Consider the following 5,574-nt stretch of genomic DNA (forward strand, 5'->3'; position numbering starts at 1 on the left):
GATTTAATATATATTAAATTAAATGGAGGTGATTAGAATGGCATTTGAAAAGGCTACAGGTTTAATTACAATAATTGTGGGTTTACTTTTGATGATATTTCCAATGTTTTCATCTGAAATGATTTCAGTTATTGTAGGTTTAAGCTTGATTTTCTTAGGATTGTCCATAACGATAACAGGACTTAGAAGTGATAGTTCAAACTCAAAAAATATAATGCTTGTCACAGGAATACTGGCTATAATTTTTGGGCTGTTGTTTATATTCTTTATTGATTCATTATCTTTCTTGGTAGGTTTGCAGTTCTATATTGTTGGATTTATCATGATCGTATTTGGATTGACAGGTTTATTTTCAAAAATGAGTCGTGTACCTGCTTTTTCTTCAATACTTATTTTGGTTATGGGTATTGTTTTAATAGCTCTTGGGACATTTTCACTTAATCAACCGATATTCATTGCAATCATCATTGGAGTCGTATTGATTATTGAAGGTGTATTGGAACTAATGTCCGCTTAATTTCCAAAACCGTCACCACATTTTTTTTATTTTTTTTAGGGTGTCCGCCAAAATTGATTTTTGACTTCAAGTCCGACTTGTCCAAAAGATTCTAGGGGCGTTATATCATATCAAAGGCTGAAAAGGAATATAATTCTGAATTTTATTCTATTCTTCATTGTGCCTGGGCATGTGACGATGCCGATGACGGGCTTGCAGCTATGAAGGATAGCAATTGCTATACCATACAGGATGTCATTAATGAATTCAATCCAACAGAATAATTGAAAAAAAGTTTAAGTTAATGGCCACCATATGACTGCATTACGACCATCATTTTCTTTTTCTCGGAGCCGGAAGCTCATCATACATTGCCTCAAAAAGTTCACTTAGAAATGCCTTATTTTCGAAATCTTCAACCAGAATCATTTCCTTTGCACCTTCATATGGAAGTTCCATACTGGCATCAGGCATCATTGACACTGCCGATTTCACAGGCTTGATTAGAAATCGATCATCATAAATTCCGCCGACAATCTTTGCGCGATAATATATGATGTACTCACCCATCATTGCCCTATATGATATTTCATCCAAATGGGATAACTGCTCCAGCACGTATTCCAGATATTGCTTACTTGATGGCATACTTACACCTCCCTTTACAATCATTTGTCAAATCAGATTATATATTAGTTGATTTAATCTAATATTTGGCTAAATTTAATTCCACATGTATTTTCATATCCTGTTGTTTATTCAACAAAAAAATCACCTTCATTCATTACAACAACACAGATTTACTAAACATCATAGTGAAATTTTGAGTAGAATAACAATATGGCTGCAGATAATGTTAAAACAGTAGAAATTGCCATAATGAAATGTGAAGATGAAATTAACCCAGGTATATTATCACTACCAATTGCCTGATTTCCTATTATTATAAGACAAATTACATTATATGTAGCTAAACTAACTGTTTTACCAATTTCTTTACTGGATGTTAACATAGATGATGCATCACTCAAATCATCATCATCTACCAATGTAAGAACATATTTATTATTTGGCGGCGAGAATAGACCATGGCCAATACCCTGAACAATCATGACCACTACCAACAGGTATAACGGCAACAACTCAATGAAACATAGTGAAAACATTACAAACAATAATATAGACATTGCAATGCCTGCCAAAACCCTATTATCATATTTATCAGCCAATTTTCCACTGAAAGGAGAAATTAAAACCATGACTAAAGGAGTTGAAAGCAATATTATACCAGCAATTCGTGAATCAAAGCCAAAAACATATTGTAAATGGAAATTAAGAATATATGTTGAAATGAAAGTGATAAAATATGCAATAAACGCAGCATAATTACCCACCACATATTTAAAATCTTTAAAAAGATTCAAATTAAAAATCGTATTGGAATTGTGGATTTCAACTTTAACAAATATAATGAATGAAATAAAGCTTAAAATTAAAAGAGGCACACCAAACAGCCTTGTAATATTAGTTAAACCTACAACAAACAAAATCATCAAAATGATATAAAAAAACGAACCTCTTATATTAATCTGTTTTGACTCACTTTTCCATTCACTGTCAAGTCTAGACAATAATACCAGTTCAATTATGAATATTATAGCCAAAAGAACAAACAATAATCTCCAGGACAGATAATAAACAATAAATCCTGAAATCGTTGGAGCAGAAGTCATTCCAATATAACCCATTGATCCTACAATACCTAGTGCGCTGCCAACATTATCTTCAGATATTTGATTAACAACAAACATATAAATACTGATAAGAAGTATTGCAACAGAAATGCCCTGAATAACTCTTGAAAAAAGAAGAAAATAAATATTTGGAGCAATTGCTGACATCAGTAATCCTATGCTCAACACGATTACGCCAATAATGGTAAACTTCTTGACACCATACTGGGAAATGACTCTGGATAATGGAATGGAAACTGCAATTAAAGCAACCATATAAGAAATAGAAATCCAATTTGCAAGTTCAATAGTTAAATTCAAATCATTAGACATTAAAGGCAATGCCACCTGAATCATACTTCCAATAAATGATGTAATAAATTGAATTAAAGCAGCAATAACTAAAACCAATAAATCATTTGAACTGAATTTTGAATAAAATTTTAAATTAAAACTTGAAATAAATCCCATATATTATAATTTTAAAACAACTAGATATAATATTTTTCAATATTAATGTTTGCATAATGCACATCAAATTACCAGTTAAATTAATGAAAACACAATAATTGATTAAATAATAAAATAAATAGTCAATTGTGAAAGTAAATAAATCCACTCTAAAAACAGTAAAAAAATTATGCAGAAATTTAATGAAGTGTGTCCGCCAAAATTAAATTTTGGTTGACACCCTTTAGATTACTTCAAAGCCGATAAGTTTTATATTGTTGGAAATTAATTCGGGATTTTCATCGATTTTTTCTGACAGTTTTGTAGTTATATACTTTTTATTGTCATCTGGAAAAACAGTGGCTATATTGAGATTATCATTATCCATTATAACGCTTGCCAGGAAATTTGCTCCGCTTGAAATACCTATTGCCAATCCGAACTCATTAGCAATTCTTTTGGCCATGTTTATTGCATCACAATCATGAATCAAAACAATGTCATCAATCAAATCCTGTTCAACGATTCCAGGAATAAAGTCATCACCAATTCCTTCAATCATATGACTTCCCTCTTCCATTCCCATTTTGAGAATTGATAGTGTGGACGGTTCAAGAGCAAATATTTTGGAGTCTGGATTGTTGTCCTTTAATCGTTTACCAATGCCCATTAATGTTCCTCCGGTTCCAATCCCTGATACGAATGCATTTATCTCTGGAACGGAGTTGACTATTTCATTGCCGGTTGTTTTGTATTGAGCTTCAACATTTAATTCATTATCAAATTGCAGTGGTCTGTATGCATCAATCTCTTTTGAAAATTCTTCAGCTAATTTTAAAGCTCCTTTAAATCCACCTTCCTCTCTGGAAATTAAGTGTACATGAGCACCATACATTTCAATAAGTTTTCTTCTTTCAAGAGATACCCAATCGGGCATGAAAATATGCACATCATGGCCGTAGAGTGCACCTATTGCACTAAAGGAAATGCCTGTGTTTCCGCTTGTAACCTCTACGATAGGCTGGCCATCCTTTAAATTTCCGTTTTTTCTTTCGTTTTCTATGATGTATAATGCAATTCTGTCCTTAATGCTGCCGGTATAATTGTAATATTCAAGTTTAGTATATATGCTGCTTTGTTTCCCATCATATTCATAATCAATCTTTATCATTGGCGTATTGCCGATTAATTTTCCAAAATTCATAAAATTCCAACCGATTAAATAATCAAATAGTAATATTATGTATTTTAATTATAAAATACTTTTTGACCAGTGGTAGGCTATCCTTGGCGAGCCGTCAGCCACATGGATTATTCCACATTTTTGAAAGCCTTGTTTTTCTATAAGATTTTGCATAATCACATTGTTTTGATGAGTATCTGTTCTAATGTTGTTTGATTTGCTTTTGCAGTATGTAATTATGCAATCGAAAATTCCGTGGACTTTGCCATCGCTTGCAATCCTGTGTATGGTTAAATATTTCTCATCATTGAGCCATTGACCATCTTCAATGATTTGATAAGTTGGCTCATCAATATCAAAAAGTGCAAATACTCCATGGGGACCATCATCGTCACAGACCAAATAACATGTCTCTTCATATATATCCTTGCTGATAATGTCTATTGTAGGATAGAAGTGACTCCACTGGTTCGGATTTCCGGATTCAATCATAAAGTCCTGTGCAATCCTATAGATTTTCATAATCTCTTCAATATCGTCATCTGTTGCTTTTCTGATTAACATAAATATTCCTCCATTGTTTCAATATGCAATTTCAAAACCCAATTCGTCGAGAAGGTTTAAATCGTCTTCAAGTCCCAGACCAATTGTTGTCAGCATGTCTCCAAGGATTGCAGCATTGGCGCCTGACTTGAATGCCATTTTTCCATTGTCCTCTAGAAGGGACCTTCCGCCCACCATTCGAATATAAGCGTCCGGATTGATGAATCTAAAAATTGAAATTATTCTGCAGACTTCCTCATTTGTCAATATTTCATTATTTTCGACAGGAGTTCCTCTGATTGGATTTAAAATATTTATTGGTATTGATTTGACGCCTAACCTTCTTAACTCAAAAGCCAAATCAATTCTGTCTTCAAAGCTTTCGCCCAGGCCGAATATACCTCCGCTGCAAATCATGATGCCTTCATCATGCATCAGGTTCAGAGTATTTAATTTGTCGTCATAACTGTGGGTGGTACAAATCTCTCCAAAATATTTTCTTGAACTTTCTAGATTGTTATGTATTCTCTCAACGCCGGCATCCTTAAGATTTATTAGCTGATCTTTTTTTAGAAATCCCAAGGAAACACACAGTTTGATGTCGTCATTGTCTCTTTTCACTTCATTGATTGCTTTAGATATTGTTTCAAATTCCTTTTGTTCAATGTTTTTTCCTGAAGCAACATATGAAATCCTTTTAAAACCGGAATTATAAATGGACAATGTTTTTTTCTTAATTTCATCCTCTGACATGATGGGGTAGGTATCTATGTCGGTATTATGATGGGTTGACTGAGCGCAAAATTTACAGTTTTCGCTACACTTTCCACTTTTTACATTAATGATTGTACATGCATCAAAACAGTTTCCACAAAAATGTTCCCTGATTTCATTTGCTGCATTTGTTAATTCATTAAATGGTACATTGACTAAATTCAATGCATCTGCTTTGGTGATTTTGTAATTATTCAATACTTTGTTTTTCAGCGCTTCAAGGTTAAACATGATATCAGCGACGGATGTAATAATTGTCACTCTTTTCAATCAAATCCATTTCAATAAGCTCATCCAAATTCCTGCTTATCTTTTCATCAAAGTTTTTTGATTTGTATCTGATTAGTTTCTGTTTTATTTCATCAAAACCAGCTTTGCTGTCAATGGCATCATAA

General features: G+C 32.8%; 6 protein-coding genes. 1 reads left to right on the forward strand and 5 read right to left on the reverse strand.

Going from position 1 to position 5,574, the window contains the following annotated elements; translation table 11 throughout:
* The first annotated feature begins 37 nt into the window (after positions 1-37).
* Positions 38-517 (forward strand): DUF308 domain-containing protein, encoded by a 480-nt coding sequence (locus UIB65_RS06880; protein ID WP_330040488.1) that lies wholly within the window; start codon positions 38-40, stop codon positions 515-517.
* 312 nt (positions 518-829) lie between these two features.
* Here the strand turns inward: UIB65_RS06880 and UIB65_RS06885 are convergent, their stop codons facing one another.
* From UIB65_RS06885 to bioB, 5 genes are all read right to left on the reverse strand, one after another.
* Positions 830-1,144 carry a TfoX/Sxy family protein gene (locus tag UIB65_RS06885; RefSeq protein WP_330040489.1) on the reverse strand — a complete coding sequence of 105 codons (315 nt, stop codon included), beginning with the start codon at positions 1,142-1,144 and terminating at the stop codon, positions 830-832.
* A 155-nt stretch (positions 1,145-1,299) separates the two neighbouring features.
* Complete coding sequence (locus UIB65_RS06890) at positions 1,300-2,640, reverse strand: MFS transporter (protein WP_330040491.1); 1,341 nt, start codon at positions 2,638-2,640, stop codon at positions 1,300-1,302.
* A 283-nt stretch (positions 2,641-2,923) separates the two neighbouring features.
* Positions 2,924-3,883 carry a cysteine synthase family protein gene (locus UIB65_RS06895; protein WP_330040492.1) on the reverse strand — a complete coding sequence of 320 codons (960 nt, stop codon included), beginning with the start codon at positions 3,881-3,883 and terminating at the stop codon, positions 2,924-2,926.
* A gap of 48 nt (positions 3,884-3,931) precedes the next feature.
* Positions 3,932-4,426: a hypothetical protein gene (locus UIB65_RS06900; RefSeq protein WP_330040493.1), complete on the reverse strand. Its 495-nt coding sequence runs from the start codon at positions 4,424-4,426 to the stop codon at positions 3,932-3,934.
* Between the two features lie 18 nt (positions 4,427-4,444).
* On the reverse strand, positions 4,445-5,410 hold the full coding sequence (gene bioB / locus UIB65_RS06905; protein WP_330040495.1) for a biotin synthase BioB: 966 nt from the start codon (positions 5,408-5,410) through the stop codon (positions 4,445-4,447).
* Positions 5,411-5,574 lie beyond the last annotated feature (164 nt).

Source organism: Methanobrevibacter sp., assembly GCF_036307625.1.
Taxonomy (GTDB): domain Archaea; phylum Methanobacteriota; class Methanobacteria; order Methanobacteriales; family Methanobacteriaceae; genus Methanocatella.

Excerpts from the sequence above, each read along its gene's own strand:
- bioB (WP_330040495.1), bottom strand. The coding sequence starts at position 5,410 with ATGTTTAACCTTGAAGCGCTGAAAAACAAAGTATTGAATAATTACAAA.
- UIB65_RS06895 (WP_330040492.1), bottom strand. The coding sequence starts at position 3,883 with ATGAATTTTGGAAAATTAATCGGCAATACGCCAATGATAAAGATTGAT.
- UIB65_RS06880 (WP_330040488.1), top strand. The coding sequence starts at position 38 with ATGGCATTTGAAAAGGCTACAGGTTTAATTACAATAATTGTGGGTTTA.
- UIB65_RS06900 (WP_330040493.1), bottom strand. The coding sequence starts at position 4,426 with ATGTTAATCAGAAAAGCAACAGATGACGATATTGAAGAGATTATGAAA.
- UIB65_RS06885 (WP_330040489.1), bottom strand. The coding sequence starts at position 1,144 with ATGCCATCAAGTAAGCAATATCTGGAATACGTGCTGGAGCAGTTATCC.